The 22,169-nt window shown below is 46.5% G+C and carries 14 protein-coding genes and 1 tRNA gene; 4 read left to right on the top strand and 11 right to left on the bottom strand.

Annotated elements, in window-relative coordinates:
- Positions 1-118: 118 nt before the first annotated feature.
- The 5 genes from FQ015_RS20275 to idnD form a co-directional block, all read right to left on the bottom strand.
- Complete coding sequence (locus FQ015_RS20275; protein ID WP_160524423.1) at positions 119-1,621, bottom strand: helicase HerA-like C-terminal domain-containing protein; 1,503 nt, start codon at positions 1,619-1,621, stop codon at positions 119-121.
- Between the two features lie 77 nt (positions 1,622-1,698).
- Positions 1,699-2,697: a DNA-binding transcriptional regulator IdnR gene (idnR, locus tag FQ015_RS20270; RefSeq protein WP_001422765.1), complete on the bottom strand. Its 999-nt coding sequence runs from the start codon at positions 2,695-2,697 to the stop codon at positions 1,699-1,701.
- A gap of 66 nt (positions 2,698-2,763) precedes the next feature.
- Positions 2,764-4,083: a gnt-II system L-idonate transporter gene (idnT, locus tag FQ015_RS20265; RefSeq protein WP_001128336.1), complete on the bottom strand. Its 1,320-nt coding sequence runs from the start codon at positions 4,081-4,083 to the stop codon at positions 2,764-2,766.
- A 64-nt stretch (positions 4,084-4,147) separates the two neighbouring features.
- On the bottom strand, positions 4,148-4,912 hold the full coding sequence (gene idnO, locus FQ015_RS20260; RefSeq protein WP_000998700.1) for a gluconate 5-dehydrogenase: 765 nt from the start codon (positions 4,910-4,912) through the stop codon (positions 4,148-4,150).
- 23 nt (positions 4,913-4,935) lie between these two features.
- Positions 4,936-5,967, bottom strand: coding sequence for an L-idonate 5-dehydrogenase (gene idnD, locus FQ015_RS20255; protein WP_001197418.1), 1,032 nt, complete (start codon positions 5,965-5,967; stop codon positions 4,936-4,938).
- A gap of 216 nt (positions 5,968-6,183) precedes the next feature.
- On the opposite strand from idnD, the gene idnK reads away from it, so the two are divergent.
- Positions 6,184-6,747 carry a gluconokinase gene (gene idnK / locus FQ015_RS20250; protein WP_000896738.1) on the top strand — a complete coding sequence of 188 codons (564 nt, stop codon included), beginning with the start codon at positions 6,184-6,186 and terminating at the stop codon, positions 6,745-6,747.
- A 3-nt stretch (positions 6,748-6,750) separates the two neighbouring features.
- Here idnK and ahr read toward each other — a convergent pair whose 3' ends face one another.
- On the bottom strand, positions 6,751-7,770 hold the full coding sequence (gene ahr / locus FQ015_RS20245; protein WP_015364387.1) for an NADPH-dependent aldehyde reductase Ahr: 1,020 nt from the start codon (positions 7,768-7,770) through the stop codon (positions 6,751-6,753).
- 195 nt (positions 7,771-7,965) lie between these two features.
- Between ahr and FQ015_RS20240 the strand changes: the two genes are divergently transcribed.
- Positions 7,966-8,050, top strand: a tRNA-Leu gene (locus FQ015_RS20240).
- A gap of 200 nt (positions 8,051-8,250) precedes the next feature.
- Positions 8,251-9,519: a tyrosine-type recombinase/integrase gene (locus FQ015_RS20235; protein ID WP_105279024.1), complete on the top strand. Its 1,269-nt coding sequence runs from the start codon at positions 8,251-8,253 to the stop codon at positions 9,517-9,519.
- 369 nt (positions 9,520-9,888) lie between these two features.
- Here FQ015_RS20235 and FQ015_RS20230 read toward each other — a convergent pair whose 3' ends face one another.
- The 5 genes from FQ015_RS20230 to FQ015_RS20210 all read right to left on the bottom strand — a co-directional run bounded on the left by FQ015_RS20230 (position 9,889) and on the right by FQ015_RS20210 (position 20,875).
- Positions 9,889-11,154, bottom strand: coding sequence for a hypothetical protein (locus FQ015_RS20230; RefSeq protein WP_233991484.1), 1,266 nt, complete (start codon positions 11,152-11,154; stop codon positions 9,889-9,891).
- A 152-nt stretch (positions 11,155-11,306) separates the two neighbouring features.
- Entirely contained in the window at positions 11,307-14,588 is a 3,282-nt protein-coding gene (locus tag FQ015_RS20225) for a DEAD/DEAH box helicase (RefSeq protein ID WP_160524422.1), read from the bottom strand.
- A 6-nt stretch (positions 14,589-14,594) separates the two neighbouring features.
- Complete coding sequence (locus FQ015_RS24655; protein WP_105275530.1) at positions 14,595-15,767, bottom strand: restriction endonuclease subunit S; 1,173 nt, start codon at positions 15,765-15,767, stop codon at positions 14,595-14,597.
- Entirely contained in the window at positions 15,764-17,398 is a 1,635-nt protein-coding gene (locus FQ015_RS20215; RefSeq protein WP_105279022.1) for a type I restriction-modification system subunit M, read from the bottom strand. Before FQ015_RS20215 ends, FQ015_RS24655 begins: the two co-directional genes overlap by 4 nt.
- A gap of 63 nt (positions 17,399-17,461) precedes the next feature.
- Positions 17,462-20,875 carry a DEAD/DEAH box helicase family protein gene (locus FQ015_RS20210; protein WP_160524421.1) on the bottom strand — a complete coding sequence of 1,138 codons (3,414 nt, stop codon included), beginning with the start codon at positions 20,873-20,875 and terminating at the stop codon, positions 17,462-17,464.
- A 575-nt stretch (positions 20,876-21,450) separates the two neighbouring features.
- Between FQ015_RS20210 and FQ015_RS20205 the strand changes: the two genes are divergently transcribed.
- Entirely contained in the window at positions 21,451-22,134 is a 684-nt protein-coding gene (locus FQ015_RS20205) for a WYL domain-containing protein (protein WP_105279020.1), read from the top strand.
- The last annotated feature ends 35 nt before the right edge of the window (positions 22,135-22,169 follow it).

Genomic DNA, 22,169 nt, shown 5'->3' with positions numbered 1-22,169 from the left:
GTTAGCAAAGTGTGCTTTGTTCATGCCTGCAAAATCATGCAAATTCAATATATTGCAGTGGTGTAGGTATGATAAGACGCGCCAGCGTCGCATCAGGCAAAGACAAATCGCACCTGGCTTACCTTTTTCTTCCCCCCAGCAAACTCCCCAACATCCCGCGTACAATCTGATTCGTCACCTGGCGGGCGGCGCTTTTCGCCATTGTCTGCACCACTCCATCTTTCTTCCCGCCGCGCGGTCCGGTAGTGCCAAACAAAATATCCTTCAATCCACCAAGAATACCGTCATCCACCGCCACCTCTTTCCCTTTCGCGGGAGGATTATTTTGCTGCTCGGTACTGGCCTGAAAGCCTTTTTGCAACATCTCATAGGCGGATTCCCGGTCCACGTCATCCTCGTACTTGCCATACACCGGGGAGTGATTAATCAGGCCGTTACGCTCATCTTCCGTCACCGGCCCCATTCGCGAACAAGGCGCGATAACCATCGCCCGTTCCACCACTGAAGGACTTCCTTTCACATCGAGAAACGAGATTAACGCCTCGCCGGTCCCCAGTTCCTGGATTGCCTTTTCGGTATCAAACGCCGGATTGGCCCGCATGGTTTGCGCTGCCGCTTTTACCGCTTTCTGATCTTTAGGCGTAAAAGCACGCAAAGCATGTTGAACACGATTACCGAGCTGCCCGAGCACATTATCCGGAATATCCGACGGGTTTTGCGAAACGAACCAGACCCCAACGCCTTTTGAGCGAATAAGCCTTATCACCTGCTCAATCTTATCCAGCAGTACCTGCGGTGCATCGTTAAACAGCAGATGTGCTTCGTCGAAGAAAAACACCAGTTTCGGTTTTTCCAGATCGCCTACTTCCGGCAATTGTTCATACAACTCTGAAAGCATCCACAGCAGGCTGGCGGCATACAGTTTCGGCATCTGGTAGAGCTTCTCGGCGCTGAGGATATTGATAACCCCTTTACCATTGGCATCGGTGCGCATCCAGTCTTTGATATCCAGCATCGGCTCACCAAAGAAGTGTGCTGCGCCTTGTTGTTCCAGCGATAACAGCCCGCGCTGGATGGCACCAACCGATGCGCTACTGATATTACCGTACTGATTCTGGAAGGATTTGGCGTTATCGCCGATGTACTGGGTAATCGCCCGCAAATCTTTAAAGTCGAGCAGCAACAATCCCTGATCGTCCGCAATGCGGAAGATAATATTCAGCACGCCAGATTGCACATCGTTGAGATTCAACAGTCGCGCCAGCAGCAGCGGCCCCAGGTCTGAAACCGTCGCCCGCACCGGATGGCCTTTCTCGCCAAAGATATCCCACACCACCACCGGATTAGCATGTGATTGCCAGTCATTGACGCCGATATTTTTAAGCCTTGCGAGCAGTTTTTCCGAAGATGTACCTTCCTCCGCTACTCCCGTTAAATCACCTTTCACATCGGCCATAAACACCGGAACACCGATTTCCGACAATGACTCTGCCAGTTTTTGCAGCGTAACGGTTTTACCCGTCCCCGTTGCGCCAGTAATCAGCCCGTGACGGTTAGCCATTCCCGGCAGTAAAAACAGTTCTGTGTCCGGCGTGCGGGCAATTAACAGGGGTTCGCTCATGAGATTTCCTCCAGTTTCCTGCCTGGAGTATAGGCAACGTCCGGCAAAGAGAATACGTGTAATGAAGAGAAAATAACCTAAAGCGTGTTACCGTGATAAATCTGATACCCGAGGTCAACAGTGTTGTGGTTGTGATCGTTATTTTTAATTTTGCTCAGCAACATTTGGGCGGCCATCCGACCAATATCAAAACGGGGAGTAATTACGCTGGCGAGGCTTGGGATCATTTGCCTGCCAATCTCCAGCCCATGAAAACCCGCAATGGAAATTTGTTCTGGCACGGCGAGGTTTCGCTCGCGGCACAGCAGAAGCGCACCCATCGCAATATCGTCATTGGTGCAAAATACACCGTCTAAATCCGGGTTTGCGCTAAGGGCATCACGCATTAATTGCATTCCTAAATGAATGGATGAGATGGCGCGTGGATTCATGCGTAACGGGGAAAGATTATGCAGCATCATCGCATCGCAATACCCCTGATAACGCTGTTCATCGCGGGTGTCATCTTTGGAACCGAGATACAGAATTTTGCGCCTGACTCGCTTATCCAGCATGGTACACACCATGTCAAAAGCGGCCTGCCGATTATCAAAACCGACCTCCATATCCAGCCGTTCTCCCTGTACATCCATCAATTCCACGACCGGAATGGTGGCTGAACGCAGAAATTTCACCGTCCTGATGGTGTGATATTTTTCCGAAAGAATAATCCCGTCAATGTTATAAGAGAGCAGGTTAATCACCGACTCTTCTTCGGAATCGCGATCGTAATTGTAATTAGCAATAAGGGTCTGATAATTATGCTCAGAGGTGACGGATTCTATTCCCGCGAGAATGTCAGCGAAGAGTTGATTTTGAAATGACGGAATCAAGATACCGAGGGTATAACTTTGTGCATTCAACAACATGCCGGGAGCGCGATTAGGGATATAATTGATCTCTTCCATAATTTTGGCGATGCGCTCGCCTGTTTCCTTTGCCACCTTTTTCGGCGAGCGGATATAACGACTCACGGTCATTTTTGTTACGCCAGCCAGCGTAGCGATATCCTGTAAAGAAATTCTGTGATTGCGCATAACTTCTCCCAACGTCGGGGGAATCTTCAATCTTCCCCCGAAACTACATCACAATATTTTATTCTTTCAGTGCAATACGGCGTTAATGGCTAACACGCCCAGCAAACCCATAATAGAAATAAGGGTTTCCATCACCGTCCAGGTACGCAACGTTTCACCAACCGTCAGATTAAAATACCCTTTAAATAGCCAGAAACCAGGGTCGTTTACGTGTGACGCGATCACGCTGCCCGCACCGGTTGCCAGTACCATTAAAGCGGGATCGGCATGGGTAACGTTGATAATCGGCAACACCACACCCGCGGTGGTAATGGCCGCGACGGTGGCAGAGCCCAGAGCGATACGCAACAGCGCCGCAACAGTCCAGCACATCAATAACGGCGAAAGCGTAGTTCCGGTCATTAAGTGTGAAATATACTGCCCGACACCGCTATCTACTAATACCTGCTTAAACGCGCCGCCGCCAGCGATAATAAACACAATCATCGCGATAGCGCCTATAGAATCCCCAATGATATCCATGATTTGCTCGATGGTGCGTCCATTACGTCGGCCCAGTGTGAAAATCGCAATAACAATGGCAATAAACAGCGCAACGGCAGGGTTACCGACAAATTCAAAGAAGAGGCGCACGGTGTTAGTTTTCGGTAACGTAATTTCACAAACGGCGGCGATAGCCATCAGGATGACCGGGATCACGGCAGCGAAAATACTGTTCCAGAAGGAGGGCATCTCCTCTTCGCTAAACAGATGAGGATTAAATAAGCCTTCCGGTGGTGCTTTCTCAAAGCGAGTTAGCAGTTTAGAAAACAGCGGTCCTGCGACAATAACTGTCGGAATGGTAATGATAAATCCATACAGTAGAGTCGTTCCGAGATTAGCCTCAAAGATAGTCGCGATGGCAGTAGGACCAGGATGTGGCGGCAGAAAACAGTGGGTTACAGAGAGCGCTGCTACCATTGGTACGCCAACATACAACAGGGGTAATCCTGATGATGCTACGATGGTAAATACCAACGGCAACAGCAGGACAAAGCCCACTTCAAAAAACATGGCGAGGCCCACAACCAGACCGGTGATCACTAGCGCCCATTGCACGCGTTTTTTACCAAAAGTAGCAATCAGCGTAGTGGCGATACGTTGTGCCGCGCCCGTATCAGAAATCAGCTTGCCTAACATGGCCCCGAAACCGAGGATCATTGCCAGCCCGCCGAGCGTGCTGCCGATACCATTTTGTATAGAGTGCAGGACGGCCTGTGCATCCATCCCTTCGGCAAATCCGACGACGGCAGCTACCAGAACGAGGGCAATAAAGCCGTTAACTTTAAAGCCGATCATCAGGATAAGAAGCAGCGCGACGCCTGCCGCAATAATGATTAATGGCATAGTCTTTATCTCTTATTAGTGCCAGAAAAGCAGCGCTTTCGCGCTGCACGCAGGGTAGTGGCTGTTAAACAGCCACCAACATGCCGCCATCAACAAACAACAGGTGGCCGTTTACGAAATCAGAGGCTTTTGAAGAAAGGAATACCGCAGCACCAATCAGTTCCTGCGGATCGCCCCAGCGTGCGGCGGGGGTCCGTTTGCACAACCAGGCGGTGAAGGCTTCGTCCTCAACCAGTGCTTTAGTCATTTCTGTTTTGAAATAGCCCGGCGCAATACCGTTGACCTGAATATTGTGGCGCGCCAGCTCGACGCACATGCCGCGGGTGAGCATTTTTACCGCTCCTTTCGATGCGGCATAAGGGGTGATGGTGTCACGTCCCAGTTCGCTTTGCATCGAGCAAATATTAATAACTTTACCCGCCTTGCGTTCAACCATGTGACGAGTTACCGCTTGCGACACCAGGAACACGGCGGTCTGGTTTACTGCGATCACATCATTCCACTCTTGTTCAGGGAACTCAGTAAAAGGATGACGGCGCTGGATACCGGCGTTATTCACCAGCACATCAATGGGGCCGATGTCCTTTTCGATATGTTCAACGGCGGTATCAATTTCATGTTTATGGGTAACATTAAAAGGTGCGGCAACGGCCCGAATACCCTCCTGGCGGAGTTTTTCTACAGCAAGTTCTGCGCGTTCGGCAGTAATATCATTAATAATTATTTGTGCGCCATATTTACCCAGGCCGGTTGCCAGTAAAAAGCCAATGCCCTGTGCTGAACCGGTAATCAAGATATTTTTTCCTGCCAGTGAAAATAGATCGTTCATTGTATTATTCCTTTATTTATCTCTTAGAAAACAAGCTGGACTTTTGCTGCCTGGGTTTTATCACCGGCGAAACGTAGCGCCTCTTCCAGGTCAGTGAAGGGATATTCAGCACTCAGTAAAGGCAGTGGATTGATAACGCCATTCGCCAGCCATGACACTGCGGTATTAAATTCGCTGGTAAAACGGAAAGAGCCTTTGAGTGAAATCTCCTTACCAATCAACGTCATCATTGGGAATTCTGCCATCGCGCCTCCCATACCTACCTGCACCATTACGCCGCGTGCACGAGTGACCTCCAGACAGGTATTCACTGATGAAGGATGACCGGACACTTCAAAGCTGACATCGAAATAGCCTTTTTCCGCTTTCCAGTGATCCATGTCGTCGTTTTGTGGGTTTACGAGCACATCCGCCCCCATCTCTTTGGCCAGCAAAAGGGAACGGGGACTCACATCGGCACAGACAATTTCCGAGGCCCCCAGTGTTTTCACAGCACTGACAATCAGGCAGCCAATGGGCCCAACACCGGAAATAAATACTCGCTTGCCCTGTAACTCGCCGGCCTGATGTGCGGCATGAATCGCGACGGCTAAAGGTTCGGCAAAAGCCATAACCTTTTCGTCAGCTTTGGCCGGATAAGGGACACATTGCGACGTTTCGACCATTTTATAACGGGTAAAGCCACCATCAACATGAGGGAAATACATGGCACTGCCAAAAAAACGCATCTCTGTACACTGATTCTCGTTATGTTCAATGCAGTATTTGCAGTGACCGCAAGGTTTAGACGGATTAATGGCTACCGTTTGCCCTTCATGTAATTCTGATGAGTCGCTATGAATAACTTTACCGATAACTTCATGACCTAACACCATCGGTGCCTTTATCATGAAATTACCTACTTTTCCTTCCTGATAATAATGTAAATCGGAACCGCAAATTCCACCTCGGGTTATTTGTACTAATGTTCCATTATTATTCCAATCTATCGTCTGCTCGGTAACGGCAACAGTTTTCTTGCCCGCAACAACGCAGGACTGTGTTTTCACTTGCATAAATTCCTCACTGGTCAGGTAGACACCTCGGAAGCATTTAAGCGGTTTTAATTGTCATTATTTGTGATGAAGATCACGTCAGAAAATTGTTACATTACTATGTTACGCATAACGTGATGTGCCTTGTAATTCTTATCAACAGAAATAAAAAAACGTGAAATTATTATGCCGCCAGGCGTAGTATCGCCGCAGGTAAGATGATTCAGGAGATTTTAAATGGCGGGTGAAAGCTTTATTTTGATGGGCGTATCAGGGAGTGGTAAAACATTAATTGGTAGCAAGGTTGCCGCGTTATTGTCTGCGAAATTTATTGATGGTGACGATCTTCATCCAGCCAAAAATATAGATAAAATGTCGCAAGGCATTCCATTATCTGATGAAGATCGACTTCCCTGGCTGGAACGCTTAAATGATGCTTCATACAGTCTTTATAAAAAGAATGAAACAGGATTTATTGTCTGTTCATCATTAAAAAAACAGTATCGTGATATTTTACGCAAGGGTAGCCCCCATGTTCATTTCCTCTGGTTAGATGGCGATTATGAAACTATTCTCGCGCGAATGCAGCGTCGGGCTGGGCATTTTATGCCGGTAGCGTTACTAAAAAGTCAGTTTGAGGCGCTGGAGCGACCACAAGCAGATGAACAGGATATTGTGCGCATTGATATCAACCATGATATTGCCAATGTCACCGAACAATGTCGGCAGGCTGTGCTGGCGATAAGACAAAACAGAATATGTGCGAAAGAGGGCAGCGCCTCAGATCAGCGCTGCGAATGATTTTCAAAAATCTGCTTTCAACACCACGCGGTAGCGCGCTTTACCATCGCGTACATGCTGAATGGCGTCGTTAATTTTCGACATCGGGAACAGTTCGGTAGTCGGCGCAACCTTGCTGCGGGCGGCAAAGCGCATCAGCTTACGCAGCTCATGAGGTGTACCGGTTGCTGAACCAGAGACGCTGCGGTCGCCCGCAATTAACGTAAAGGCCGGAACAGACAGCGGCGTGAGGACCGCGCCGACTGTATGGAAATTACCGCCATACGTCAGCGCCTCAAAATAAGGCTGCCAGTCGAGGCTGACGTTGACGGTGTTGATAATGAGATCAAACTGCCCCGCCAGAGCCTTCAGTGCCTGCGGATCGCGGCTATTCACCACTTTATCGGCACCCATCGCCAGCACCTCCTGCTCTTTCGCCGGATTCGAACTAAAGGCCGTCACCTCGCATCCCATTGCGTGCAGAAGTTTTATAGCGATATGCCCCAGCCCGCCAATACCAATTACCCCAACGCGGCTGGTGGCAGTGATATGGTGCATCAACAGTGGTTTAAAGACCGTGATACCGCCGCACAACAGTGGCCCGGCAGATTCAATGTCGATATTTTCTGGCAGTGGAATCACCCATTGCCAGTCCGCACGCAACTTCTCAGCAAAGCCGCCACGATTCATAATCGTCGGCACCGCACCTTGCTCACAGTTGATCTGATTACCGCTAATACAGGCGTCGCAGTGACCACAGCTACGCGCCGTCCAGCCAATCCCGACACGCTGACCGACCTGCAAACCTTTATCCTGCGCGGCGCTCCCGAGCGCCACCACGCGCCCAATCACCTCATGCCCGGCAACCAGCGGATACTGTGAAAATCCCCATTCGTTGTCGATCATCGACAGATCGGAATGGCAGATCCCGCAGTAATCCACCTGCACTTCGACATCTTGTGGTTTCAGTTCACCGGGATCGTACTCATAAACTTCCAGTTTGCCGCCAGCCTCTTTTGCGGCATAGCTTTTTATCATCGACATATTTTTGTCCTTCTCTGGTGTTGTCTGGGAAGTGTAGAGCATGGTAGGGCGGGGTGCCTGGAGTGTGACAAAGGTTACACATCACGGTATGCAATGCTGAAAATTTCAGCACTTAGCGAGGTGCGAGCAAGCTGGCGCTTGCATGGTGGCGTGCGACAGGTATAATCCACAACGTTTTCCGCATACCTCTTCAGTGCCGAAGTGGCGAAATCGGTAGACGCAGTTGATTCAAAATCAACCGTAGAAATACGTGCCGGTTCGAGTCCGGCCTTCGGCACCAAAAGTATGTAAATAGACCTCAACTGAGGTCTTTTTTTATGCCTGAAATCCGCGCCACACAAGGCTTTTCCAGCTTTTCTCCTCAACTGAAGTCAACCTGACTCAACCCACATCAACAGGCTTGTGAGTATACTAATGAGTATATTTGCCGATTCGATATTGCTTGTATACTCACGAGATACCAATGGAAGGAAGACCATTATGGCCCTAACGGATACTAAAGTTCGCTCTGCGAAACCTGAGGAGAAAGAGTATTCACTTGTTGACGGCGACGGCATGTCCTTACTTGTAAAACCTGGCGGTTCAAAGTATTGGCGATTTCGTTTCCGTTTTGGTGGTAAACAACATTTGATGGCGTTCGGCGTTTACCCGGAAGTTTCGCTGGCGGATGCCAGGAAGAAAAGGGAAGAGGCCAGAAAGCTGGTAGCTGCTGGTATCGATCCTCGTGAGCATAAGCGTGCTGTGAAAGAAGAGCAGGCGAAAGAGATTATTACTTTCGAGAAGGTTGCCAAAGAGTGGCTCGTAACCAACCAAAAATGGTCGGAAGATCATGCTAATCGTGTAAAAAAGAGCCTGGAGGACAATATCTTCCCGGCAATTGGTGCTCGCAATATTGCTGAACTGGGCACCCGCGATCTGTTAATTCCTATTAAAGCCGTGGAGAAATCCGGGCGTCTTGAAGTGGCTTCCCGCCTTCAACAGCGCACCACGGCCATCATGCGTTATGCAGTGCAAAGCGGGTTAATTGATTACAATCCGGCGCAAGAGATGGCGGGGGCGGTTGCTTCCAGTAATCGACAGCATCGTCCGGCGCTGGAGTTAAAGCGCATCCCTGAGTTACTTGAGAAAATAGACAGCTATACCGGCAGGCCGCTAACTCGCTGGGCAACGGAACTTACTCTGCTTATCTTTATTCGGTCCAGTGAGCTGCGTTTTGCTCGCTGGTCAGAGATCGATTTTGAAACATCAATGTGGACCATCCCTCCTGAGCGAGAACCGATTCCCGGCGTGAAACATTCTCAGCGAGGAACAAAGATGCGTACACCTCATCTGGTGCCGCTTTCAAAGCAGGCGCTAGCGATCCTGAAGCAGATAAAACAGTTCTGTGGCGAACATGAGCTGATTTTTATTGGCGATCACGATCCGCGTAAGCCCATGAGCGAGAACACGGTAAACAGTGCGCTACGGGTGATGGGTTATGACACTAAGGTTGAAGTTTGCGGCCACGGCTTCCGCACAATGGCCTGTAGTTCGTTAATTGAGTCAGGACTATGGTCGAAGGATGCGGTGGAAAGGCAGATGAGCCATATGGAACGCAATTCGGTGAGGGCGGCGTATATCCATAAAGCGGAACATCTGGATGAGCGCAAGCTGATGTTGCAGTGGTGGGCGGATTTTCTGGATGCGAATCGGGAGAGAGCGATTACGCCGTTTGACTATGCGAAGATCAACCGGGGGAATGGCGAGTGAGTTGAATGCTATATCGGTTTAATTAAAGTTAATCGGCTAGCCTTAATGGGATGGCTGGTTGGTCATTTTTCCCAATGGCATTATCACCAAGAGCAATACATTCATTGATTTTATCGGCAAGAGCGATCCACGAATTCTTTTAATAAGTGGATAATTAATAAGATTACTGAGCTCTACGCTCAATTAGTCATGGATGCTATTGTATAAACGGTTGAGTACAAAACACTATTGCCGCTAGTGTGAATCCCCAGGGTAGATTCAGATGTATCATCTAATGTAAACTACAAGGGTACAGGAGAAAGTACCCCTTGCTCTTTATTCATTCAACACAAAAAAAGACCTTCAATTGAGTGTTTGTCACTATTCTATTTAAGTATCATGCTTAATTTTCTTCAATCTTTTGATATAATTGATCGTTGAAAAAAACACTTTCCGAAATAAGATGGCACATCTTATTAATGTACGCACAATAAAACCACATGTTTTTAGAAGGATGAATTTAACTCTATGTTTCTCAGTTATGAGACGATTCTCTACATTACCTATTTTTGTCATTACATTGGCAATTTTCCCACCAATAAAAAAAGACATAGCAATAAACCACATCCATCTATAATGAGGGGCATTTTTACTTAAGGATAAACGAGCTTGTTCTTTTAATAAAACTTGGCGGTACCTTAATAATGATGTGGTTACACACTCATTGGCGACAGCGAAACGGTCTGACATGTCTGTTTTATATTTTCCCTCTTGAATGGCATTGCAGTAAGCTGGGGGTGGGGTCTGACACCATCGAGAAGGTGATGGCAATTGTGTTATTGTTTTGGAAAGAGATTTATTTGGGCATAGTTTTTTATTGAAGTCTTGGAATTCCTGTCTGATTTTATCTGGAGATACTTGATTGCTATAGTACTCAGGAATTCGGTAGAAGGTGTCAAGATTTTCAGGTATTACATATTCAATAACAGATGATTTTGTACTAGCAATATTTTCTAGCGTTTCTTGAATGTACGATGCCCACTGACAAGATGACATATCGGTAAGCCCGTTATTGTCACACATGCGGCTGTAGTCTTTCACCTGAAAAAGAAGGTATTTGGCTGCATCATTAATTTCCGTAATTGTTTTCTCATATGCGGTTTTACCGACAGTCACCTCTCTGTCTGATACCCAGAAAATACCGTTACCAACTGCTGTCAGTATTAGGAAAATATCTGTCCACTGTCTGAATTTCTCTCCTGTAGCAAAAATATCACTAATGATTACTGCCAAAACCCAACCACTCAATAGCCCTATGAAGCTAAGACTTCCGAGTCCAGCTGCGTTACCCGTTGCACCTGTACCTCCTATTTCATAGGTCAATGGCAACCACTGGATAGCAGGAAGAAGGTGACAGAGCGATAACAGGCCAGGGGTTATAAGAAGAACAAAACAAATGATGAGTCCCTTTTTTCTGGCAAGTATCCATGAGCTCAAGAAAACAAAGGGTAATAATAAGATAAAGAGCTCAAGAAAACATCCTCCTAAGACTACAGCAACTTTATTGGGAGACCAGTAACTGCTCAAAAGAGCACCCTGTGCGTTCATTTCTACAAAGTTGGTACTAATCACACCCATCCCATCCAGTGTTTGCAATAAAGCGTATCCAGCGCTATAGCAAAGCATTATGTAGGGATAAAAGAATAGGATCATAATTTACTCTCTTTTCTTGCTTTTTCCATCATTTTTATAGCATATTCAATTCGTTGTTTAATATTGCTAAAGTCGAATGTTGTCAATTTTTCGTCCTATTTAGAACCAATAACAACTAAATCTGCTATCGTTGTTTTCTTGATAAATAAGGCCGTACTGCCAAGTAGCTTAAGGCCTTCTTCATTAATTTTACTTACTCTAAGCCCTGGTTGAACAATAACAACTTGGAATTTAAGAGGTGTGATTCTGGAGCGCTCTTTCATAGCAGCAAGGTCTTTTATAGTGCCTTTCAGAAAGCGAGAATGACCACGCGATCGCCACTGTTCCTCGCGACGCTTAATGTGGTGGTATAAATAGGAAAGATTCAGGTGTTTCCAACGAATGCATCTCTGTGCCTGCCCACATACTTCGTAAAGGTCTTTAAGTCTGGCTCCTGCTTCTTCTGAACCTGAATATTTGCAATGGATTAAGGAGAGAACAATACAGTCATCAACTATTCTCAACCCCACTAAATCTGCTGACTCACCTTTCCCATCATCATTAATAATGACATCGTAATTATCTTTAATTTCACAGTACCAACGCCATTGGATGGATGATGGATCACGAAAATAGCCCATTGATTCCACTCGAACATCAGTTCCATTCCAATCAAAAGCTACAATTTCGTCTTTGTCATAAAGGCCAATATTTTGGCTTACATGAACTATATGAGCGTTGTAAGAAAATGAGCCATCGGAGTAATGAATCATTACTGGATCAATTTCCATATATTCTGATAATGATACAGGTTCAGATTCACCACGCTGTACAAAGACTTCAGGGCCGGAAATCAACTGATAGACATAACCTTTTGCTGTAGTACTACCTGTAAGACATAATTTATATTCAGATGAAGTTTCATCTGTAGAAAAAATGAGCCGCACATTGCCATCGTCAAACTTTCCAGCAGTCTTCACCTCTACTAAATATAAGTGAGCTGATATAGCATCAAAATGAAAAATAACTTTATCTTCGAACGCAGTAAGCAAATGCTCACCCCATTGAGCTGATATTGGATATTCATGATAGGGTTCAAGTAATGGAACAGGGCGTAAAAAGTTACGCGTAAGATTGTTTGGATCTGGTTCCGAACTAAAAATTTTGTCCCAGGCTTTCTTAACCCAGTTGCACCAATCAGCAATGCTGCCACCTTTTTGTGGTGACCAGACTTTACCTTTGCGTTGCGAGCATCCCCAGATTACACGGTTTCCGGATTCATAACCTAATGCAGCAATATTGCTTAAGCTTGATTGAGACGCTTCAATTAATGATAGCCCCTCAGTGACATTTGGGCCAAAGTATTGGGTAAAGCTGATTGCTCCAATTTGGGATGCGCCTAAATTTCTTGCCAAAGGATATTCAATACCATTAAATACATTAAAGACTTTTTCACCACTGACAACTTCAAATTTATCATCACAAATAGCACTGACTAGATGCTCAACTCGAAATGCATTATAGTCATTTGAGAATACAAACAAGGCGGATCTGTCTTGATCCCAATGAGCAATTAGAATTTTATAATTGGTATCTTTAAGATCTTTGTAGTTTCCCCACCGGACTGAAGTTGCCTGGATAGCTAGCACAACAAGCAAATTCTCATCTTCTGCTATTGCATGCCAGGATTCATCGAATCTGGGCAGCTTTTCCTTGTATCTTTCAGGCTCCCAATTGTCACAGTATGTTTGAAATAACATGACAGAGCAGCTTGGCTCAAGATTCCAGAGCGAAATCTGATCGTGTAAATCACCTTTTCTTTTTAAGGCATCCACGACTTCTTGCAATCTAATCTCTCTCGCAATTCGTCCTTCAGAGAGTCTCCTTAATACATTATCCCAATCGGCATCTGTTGAATATAGATGCTGTAATTCACCTTCAACATTAGGGTCTGCAACATTCATGACTACACTGGCTTGACCGATTTTTTTTGCTTTATTGACACGAGTAAAACGGCCAATGAACTGCAAAGTTACTGCAAGAGACTTATGATGATCATGCAAAGCGGCAATTTTCAGGTTGGGTAGATCATAGCCTTCTCCCAACATGTCTACGCAAATAACGATTCTTGATTGTCTTGATAATAATTTATCAAGACGTTTTTTTATTTCCGTTTTAGGATAATCAGAATGAACAACGATTGGATTAAAGTTCGGTACAGTTTTCTGATAAATAGTCAGTATTTCTTCTGCTCGCTGCTTATTGCTAGTACGGGCCATAAGCAAATGATCAAGGCCATTATTTAAGTCTTTACGCAGTTGACCAATAGCTGTCTCTGCGATTGCATGATCCATAAGATCAGAGTAATACTCTTCTACAGGCAGCAAATTTACATTTGTAAAATAGCCTGCTCGTTGGGCTTCCCCCATAGTGTAATTATAGATAATTTTCCCACCAAGGGACTTCTTATCATTCCTAAAGGGGGTAGCTGTAAACTGCACAACACGTTTGTCTTTAAATCGTTCGCGAATTGTCTGCCATGATGAGGCTGAGATATGATGAGCCTCATCAACAAAAAGATGGCTACATGACTCGCAAAGTGCATTTAATGCTGTTTCGGAGCATGCAGACAAAACACTGGTCGTAGCAACCAAGACATTTGATTCACAAGTTAATTGCTCAGCTTCTTCCGCTACCTGAATTCCCTTCTTAATAATAGCGACATTAGGGAGTGCAATGTTAGGCGGAACGACTGTTAACTCTGGCAAACATCCCAACTCAATGAATTTTTTGGATATTTGTGTTCGGAGAGAGTCAGATGGGACTATGAGCAAAATTCGCTCGCATCGCTGGTATATCATGGTAGCCAGCATTGTTTCCGTTTTTCCCGTTCCAGTGGGCAGTACGACAGTAGCCGGTTCTACCTGCAAATCAGTAGCGAAATAGCCTGCAATTGCATGAAGTGCACCCAGTTGGGGTTTTCTGAGACCAGGAGAATAGCGCTCTGGATCGTCCTCTCTAAACTGAAATTGATGATGCCATTGTTCATTAATTTCATCAGATGAAGTGCTAAATACCTGCTCTGGAAATTGCTCCCAGCTTAACTCAGTATCTTCTCGCCATTTTTCGAATGTAAATGGTTCCTTAGCTTTAAGGGAAGCTACACCATCTGCGCATTTCCCCCTAGAATTTGGATCTTTCAGATAGATACAGTCTAGAGGAGGCTTTAGACCCGTAACAAGTTCAAAATATCCTTGGAAACGTGCATTTCTTACTTGAGCCGATACTGTTGTTGATCGGCAAAGTAATTTATGAACATAATTCCCCCCCACTTTTCTTAAAGGGGCAGCTTTCGCGGGCAAGGTAAATTTAATTGTTAACAGGTCAAATAAGTCCATATGTACTTACCTCTTAAGATGTCCTGAAAAAGCCTGCTGACTTAACTTAGAGAAGAGGGCGTCGCTATCAATATCGCCTGACGCCATTTTATTTAAGCTATTGTTGATTATTGATACAATCGAATGAAAATTAACCATGAGTTCGTCGGGCGGAATTAGAACTTCAAAATTTTTAAGTTCAACAGGAGAGATATGTGGCACCGTTGTTTCTGTTGGGCAGCAATGCTTTTCGAAAGCTGGCGATTTAATACAACTGTAAATATAGTTTGTGTAAGATTCGCAACGAGGTCGTAACCTAGCTACACGCTGAACTAAGTACGTTTCTCGCTGATTTTCAGGGAATATGCATACTTTTAACCCGCTTGATATCCACGGACGGTCCATAGCAAGGATAATATCACCTGCCTTAATTAAATAATTATCTAGTTTTTCCAGTTTGTTTTTTGGCCAGAATTTTGTATCAGCCCAATCTAAATATCCCGTAAGCGTATTTGCCCCTCTGCAAAGCCGTACCGCTTCAGACGAATCACTAATGTACTCATTACTTTTGAATGCAAAACCTGTAATGACATCTGCCAATTCAGTAATGGGGGATTTTTTAAATTTTTTTGGATTTTCAACAGGGTCACCAAACATCTCCAAAAATGTAGCACGCAAAAAATCATCAGCCAGTTTGATAGTTTGTTCTCGTTTTTTGCGTATGGCATCAGATAAATCAAGAACAGAAGCAATTTTCACTTGCTCATTTAAAGAGGGTAAATATATTTTTAGCTTTGCTAAGTCATCCTTATTAAACCCAGCTTGAGCGGCTCGAGTAGAAACATTTTTTATAAATTCTTGAAATACTACACTGTTTAAAAAATGCCATAAAAATCTCTTGTTTATTTTTTTTAAATCAGGGATGGCTTTAACCAAAGCAACGTTATATGCTCCTGATAACCCAGAGAGAATTTTTCCAATAGATGCTCCATATCTACCTATTAGAATATCATCGTCATTACATTTTTTCAGAGTATGCCTATCCTTAATATAAACAGTTTTATCCTCTCTTTTAAAATCTTGGATTTGTAAAAGCCTTATATATCCATCTTTTTTTTCATAAACAAACTCGTCCTTTGGAGGCTGAGTTCCTCCTTGGATATCACATACTTCAATAAAGGAATATTCTTTCCTGCTCACAGCATCCCCTCCAGCTCATCCAAATCCGCCAGAATCTCTTTTTCCAGATCCTTCAACCGTTTCAATATCACCTTAGGATCTTCATACTCCTCCGCCTGATACACCACCTCTTTATAACGATTGATAGAGAGATCGTATTTCTGCGCAGCAATATCCGCTTTCGGCACCACAAACGCCGCCTGCGTGCGATCTTTAAAATCAACGCCAGCATCAATCCCTTCTGGGTACTGCTGTTTCAGCAACGAGGCTAACTTCTCACCCATAAAGTTATCAACCGGTAGCCCGCGTAAAGTACGGTAATGCTTCCAACTTGCCAGCAGATGCGGCAGATCGTTCTCTTTTATCGGGTTACGCTTGTCATCTAGGCTGTAGCCGTCATTTTGTAGATCGTAGAACCAGACCTCATCCGTTTGACCGCCTTTGGTAAAAATCAGGATCGCCGTCGCCACGCCAGCGTAAGGTTTAAATACGCCGGAAGGCAGATTGATCACCGCTTCCAGTTGGTTATCTTCCACCAGCGTTTTGCGAAGTGACTGGTGCGCCTTACTGGAGCCAAACAGCACGCCCTGCGGCACGATAGTGGCACTGCGTCCGCCAACTTTCAGCATTTGCAGAATACGTGCCAGGAACAGCAGCTCAGTTTTCTTGGTTTTCACCATTGCCGACAGCGTGGAGTCGATATCTTCCTCGTCCAGTGAACCGGTAAACGGCGGGTTTGCCAGAATCAGGTTGAAAGCGTTTTTACTGGCCTGCGGGAAGTTTGTGCTAAAACTCTGGCTCATGGTGTCCTGATAGTGGATATCAGGCGCTTCCACACCGTGCATAATCAGGTTCATAGCGGCGATACGCAGCATGGTGGTGTCAAAGTCGTAACCGTGGAACATATTGTTATCTACATGGTTACGCCACGGTGTCAGCAGATCGCCGGTAAAGATTTTTTGTTCTTCCAGCTCGCCACGTTCGTTGGTGCCAATCTCGGTATGAATGGATTCCAGCGAGCTGTACTTCTCCAGCAGATATTCATAGCTGGTTGCCAGAAAACCACCGGTGCCACAGGCTGGATCGCAAATCGTCTCGCCGCGGGCCGGGTTCGGTTCCATCATTTCAACCATTGTGCGGATAATGTGGCGCGGCGTGCGGAACTGGCCGTTGATTCCGGCAGTGGTCAGCTTGCTTAACAGGTATTCGTAAAGGTCGCCTTTGGTATCGCCGCGATCCAATGGCAGGTTTTTGATCACCTCAACCGCTTTGGTAAGCAATGACGGCTTAACAATCTCCAGACGAGCATCTTTCATAAAGTTGCCCAGCAGCGTCACCTTCGATGCATCGGCCTGGCCGAGCTGACGAAAATGCTGGAATACGCCATCGCGCACCACTTCCATCATCTCATCCGAGCCAAGATTGCTATAGTGACTGAAACGGAACTCCTGCTGTTCTGGCGTAAAACGCGGTTTAAAATCAATACCCGCGATTTGTTTACGCTTCTCGTCGCGTTGTTCCTGAGTATCCAGCATCCGGGAATACATTAGATAGGTGATCTGTTCGATTACGGTCAGCGGGTTAGTGATACCACCCACCCAGAAATCTTCCCATAGTCCGTCGATTTTACTTTTTAAGTCACCAGTGATCATTGTTAGCGTTTATATCCTGTTTTAAATACAAAAGCCCCGCTGCCGGGGCTTGTCATGCGTGTATTATACCGTCGCTGCGTCGGTCACAACACCCAGCTCTTCGACTATCTTTTGCAAGCGGGCGATCTGCTCTATATCAGGGAACACACCGGTAACGCCTTCGTTGTGGATATGCGTAAAAGGCTGTTCAAAGAGCTGCCGCATTTCAATGGTGCCGTAATCGCGAATGTGGTTTTTCAGCAATGACAGGAAGCGCAGTTGTTGGCTGGTCAGACTGTTATCAGCGGCGAACTGGGCAAAGCGCACTTCCACCGCGTCGCTGTCCATCCCGATGATGGTACGCAAAAGTTTATCCAGGCTGGCAGTTGCCTGCGGATAGAACTCTTTCAGCGCACGAATATCAACGTTGGGGTTCTGGATCAGCACAAGCTTCGCCAGCTCATCCAGCTCGTTTTGCGTGACTGGCTCGCCGCTGCGGATTTTCTTCAGCACCGGATTTTGCTGGAACAGCGGCTCCAGTGCCCCCTGAACCTGCTGGCGATAGAGTTTGAAATCAATCGAGCGGATATTAGTTTTGCGGGTTTCTGTCTGGATGAGGTTCGCATCTTCGGTAATATCCACCTGTATCGAACCAAATTTTGGCGTCGCGTCTTTTTCCATCAGGTGCATGATCCCACGCAGATGAATGCGAATATCCTCCAGCTCTTCCAGGCTGGCTTGCTTCCACCAGCCTAGATCACGAAGCTGATTGATTCGTTGTCCCTGTTGCTGCACCTGCGCCAAATGCGGCGGCAGGCGCTCCACTTTTTCGACGATGACCGGCCAGAGCACATCCAGCTCTTCCGGGTTGGTATAACGGGCAGTTTGCGCCGCCAGAATATCCATATCGAAACGCATAGCATCGCTTTGCCCGCGCACGTCCAGCCACTGCATCAGCGGGGCCAGAATAGATAGCAGATCCTGCTGTGTTTTCGGAGAAAGCTGGCGCAGCACCTTTTCATCACTGTACTGCGCTTTTTGCTGCCACTTTTCCTGTACGGCAATCGACTTTTCATCCAGTGCGTTGATTTGCTCGCGAAGCTGGTGAGCAACTAAATCCACCGCCTGTTTGTCGAATTTACGCTGCGCAGCGGCCCCCAGCATAACCCACGCTTCGAAGCGTTTTTGCGCAAGCGATTTTGTCGCTGTGACTTCGGCCTCTTCGGTATGCAGTTCGTGATACTCAAAATTGCCCCAGTGATCGAAAATGCGGAATTTCTGTTTATCCAGCGGTTTGCCGTTATCGTCGTAACCGTACAACCCCGGACAGAGGCGCGTACCACGGCCAATCATCTGCCAGAACTTCACTTTTGATTTGACCGGTTTGGCAAAGACCAGATTCACAATTTCCGGGACATCAATACCGGTATCGAGCATGTCAACGGAGATAGCGATGGTTAGCTCTTTGTTAGTGCTTTCATCCAGCCCTTTAAAATCATCAATCAGTTGCTCGGCGCGGGGATCGTAGTTGTCGATGACCTGGCAGAAGCGTCCGGCAAACTGCGGATACATATCGTCGAACAATTCATTCAACAGCAGCGCGTGTTTGTGGTTACGGGCGAAAATGATGGTTTTACCAGGCAACTGGCCGTCCCGATCTTTCAGGCCATTTTCCATCAGGTTACGCAGGATATAGCGGTTGGTGTCTTTGTTGTAGATCGCCTCATCCAGCGCCTTACCATCAAACTCCAGCGTATTGGGATCTATGCCTTGTTCTTCCAGTTCGCGGATTTGTGCGTCGCTTAATTTCTCCCGTTTGATGCCTTCGCGCAGGAATTCTGTGGTGTGCGTGACAACCTCATAGGGAACCAGATTGTTATCGGCGATGGCATCTTCCAGGCTGTAGTTGGCGGTAGGAATACGTCCTTCACAACCAAACAGGCCGAAAGTGGTTTTACTCACCATGTCAATCGGCGTGGCCGTCAGGCCAATCTGGAGGGCATCAAAATACTTAAACAGATCGCCGTAGACGTTGTAGATAGAGCGGTGGGATTCATCGGCGATAATCAAATCGAAATAACCGACATCGAAATGGTCCATGATTTTCATCATACCGGGATAGGTGGCAATGTAGATCCTGGCGTTCTGCCTGTCTGCTTTTTTCGATTTCCCGACCACATACAGCGGCTCATTGGTGAATTGATTAAAGGCATTCGCCGCCTGTTTACGTAGTTCCTTGCGGTCGCAAAGAAACAGGACGCGTTTTACCCAGCGGGCATCAATCATCAGTTTGCTCAGTGCAATAGCCACGCGGGTTTTACCTGTACCGGTAGCCTGAACAATCAACGACTGGCGATACTTGTTGGTGAAACGTTCGCTGACGCGGGCAATGGTTTCAAGCTGATATAGACGTCCGGCAACTGCTTTGCCTTCATTGTCCTTAACGTGCGGCACGCTGTTGAGCGGCAGACGGGTTTCACGCTGCTGAATAAGATATTGCAGGCTTTCCTTGCTGTAGAAGCCAAATACCCGACGCGGCGGATAACCATGAGTTTTATGGTCATCCCACAGCCAGATATCGTAGCCGTTGGTGTAGAAGATGACCGGATGCTGACCATATTCTTTTTCCAGCCAGTCTGCATACAGCCGAGCCTGAATTCGTCCTTGCTCGGCATTGACGCTGGTTTTTTTTGCTTCCACCACCGCCAGCGGTTTGTGTGCCTCATCCCACAAGACATAGTCCGCATAACCGTCACCGGTCGCAGTAGGTTGTTCTTTAACTGGGTGTTCCTGCGTAACCTGATCGGTATTATTAAGTTCTTCGCCTACATTCCAGTCAGCAGCAAGCAGGCGAGAGTCAATCAGGCGACGGCGGGTTTCCGCTTCATCAATAGAGAGAATATCGGCAACATGCTGGTTACGCGCTCTGGCTTCATTCAGGCGTTGAGTGAGGTGTTCGGCCTTTTCCTGTTCTTGTTGTAGTGCGCGTTGTAGCGCCAGTTCGCGCTCACGGCTTTCATCCTGAGCCTTGATTGCATCTTCCAGACGTTTTTCATCTGCACGACCTGAAGATGGTGTTAATGGAGGGAGAGTGAATTTGGGGCAGTCATCAACATTACCGTGGGCGTAGCGAACATACAGCCAAATTCCCAACAAATACGCTTCTTTGAGCAGCCAGTAAGTATCTTTAGCTTTGATACGTCCGCCGTGCGCGGCACGGTTGCCATGGATACGCAGCGCATCCATTTTCATGATGATGGCTTCCGGCATCATGCTGGTAAAGACATCAGCATTCATTAAATCGTAAAGATTAGCCTTAATACCTTCCGGCAACCGCTCCTGACGATACAACCAGCGCACCATCAATTCGGTGTAGTTGCGCAGCTTGACCAGACAGCTTTCCGGATCGGAGTGAACATAGCGTTCCGCCATGCACGCGAGTTCAGCCAGTTCCGGCCACTGGCTGCGCAACATTTCAAAATTGAGAGACTGCTCCATCAATCATCGCCTTATGTTGTGGATACAACAGAAATTCTGAAAAGAATATCACACTAATTTGGCCGACGAAGTGAGTCGGATGGCATATGGTGGTGATGTGTTTAACGACATAATAGCTCTAACGGCCAGAACCTTGGTTTTCGCCCATCAATGGGCGTCTTCAGCCATGGCTACTCAAGGGATACCTTGCTTACTAACGAGGGTATGGCTGATCATCTATGGGATATGTTTTTTGAGCCAATAAAACACCGGGCTCGTTAACATAGCCTGGGCGTTACTCCGTAATACTTGTCTATTTATTGGCTTATAAATATTTTCAGCACTAAATCATTTTAGTAAGTAGCAGATATCTTTTCCCGGCTAACACAAAATACGACAGGTCGTGTCGTATTTTGATGGCGCTTTTACCAAAGATTGTGATTAGTTCATTTTATTTCAATGAATTAATCAACGCTTCGCTTCTTCGCCATTTTTTCTATCCACTCCCCTTTGGTACGACATAATGTGTCGTACCTGTACGGCATAATCTCCCGTATCAATACCATGATATTTGGGAGAACAGGACTGTCCCCACTATGAAAACACAGCATGATCATTATGACCGTCTGTCGGTCAGGCTATCAGTCATTATTACCCGCTTACTGGCTGGCGAATCTCTGGAGCTTAAAGCGTTAGCTGATGAATTTGGTGTCTCAGAACGCACCCTACAGAGGGATTTTCAGCAACGCCTGATCCATCTGGATCTCGAACATTCCAGCGGAAGCTACCGACTTACCCGCCGAACGGGCCGGGAGCACTCACCCAACACATTTGCGTTCATCCGTAATTCCGGGATTTCAGGGATTATTCCGGCTCAGAATCGCAGGTTAATTCGACTGATTACCAGTAACTCCGGAAGCTCACCGTGCCTTATAGGGCATGGAGGGCTGCCATCTCCAGTTACACAAACCGCCTGTTTTCTGAAACTGGCGGAAGCTATCCGCGACTACCGCGCCGTTACATTATTGGTTAACGGTAAAAGCTACGAAGCAGTAGCTCCCCGCCGTCTGATATTTCAGTCCAAAAACTGGTTTCTTGTTGCTACCCGCACCAGAAATTTACAGGTGTTTCGGATGGAAGACGTTAACGCCGTAACCGTTCTGGATACCTCTTTCCGCAGAAAGCCTGAACTTGATGCTCTGACTGCCAGTGAAGAGTTCATTTCAGCCCTCCCTCACTTTCGTTTCATAAGTGACGTAATTCAGACCTTCAGAGAGTAACAGACAACGTTCATTTCAAATTAAAAAGGAGACAT

The sequence above is a fragment of the Escherichia sp. HH26CH genome (assembly GCF_009820205.1).
In the GTDB taxonomy this organism is placed as follows: domain Bacteria; phylum Pseudomonadota; class Gammaproteobacteria; order Enterobacterales; family Enterobacteriaceae; genus Escherichia; species Escherichia coli_F.
This window is presented reverse-complemented; position numbering and strand designations above follow the sequence as displayed.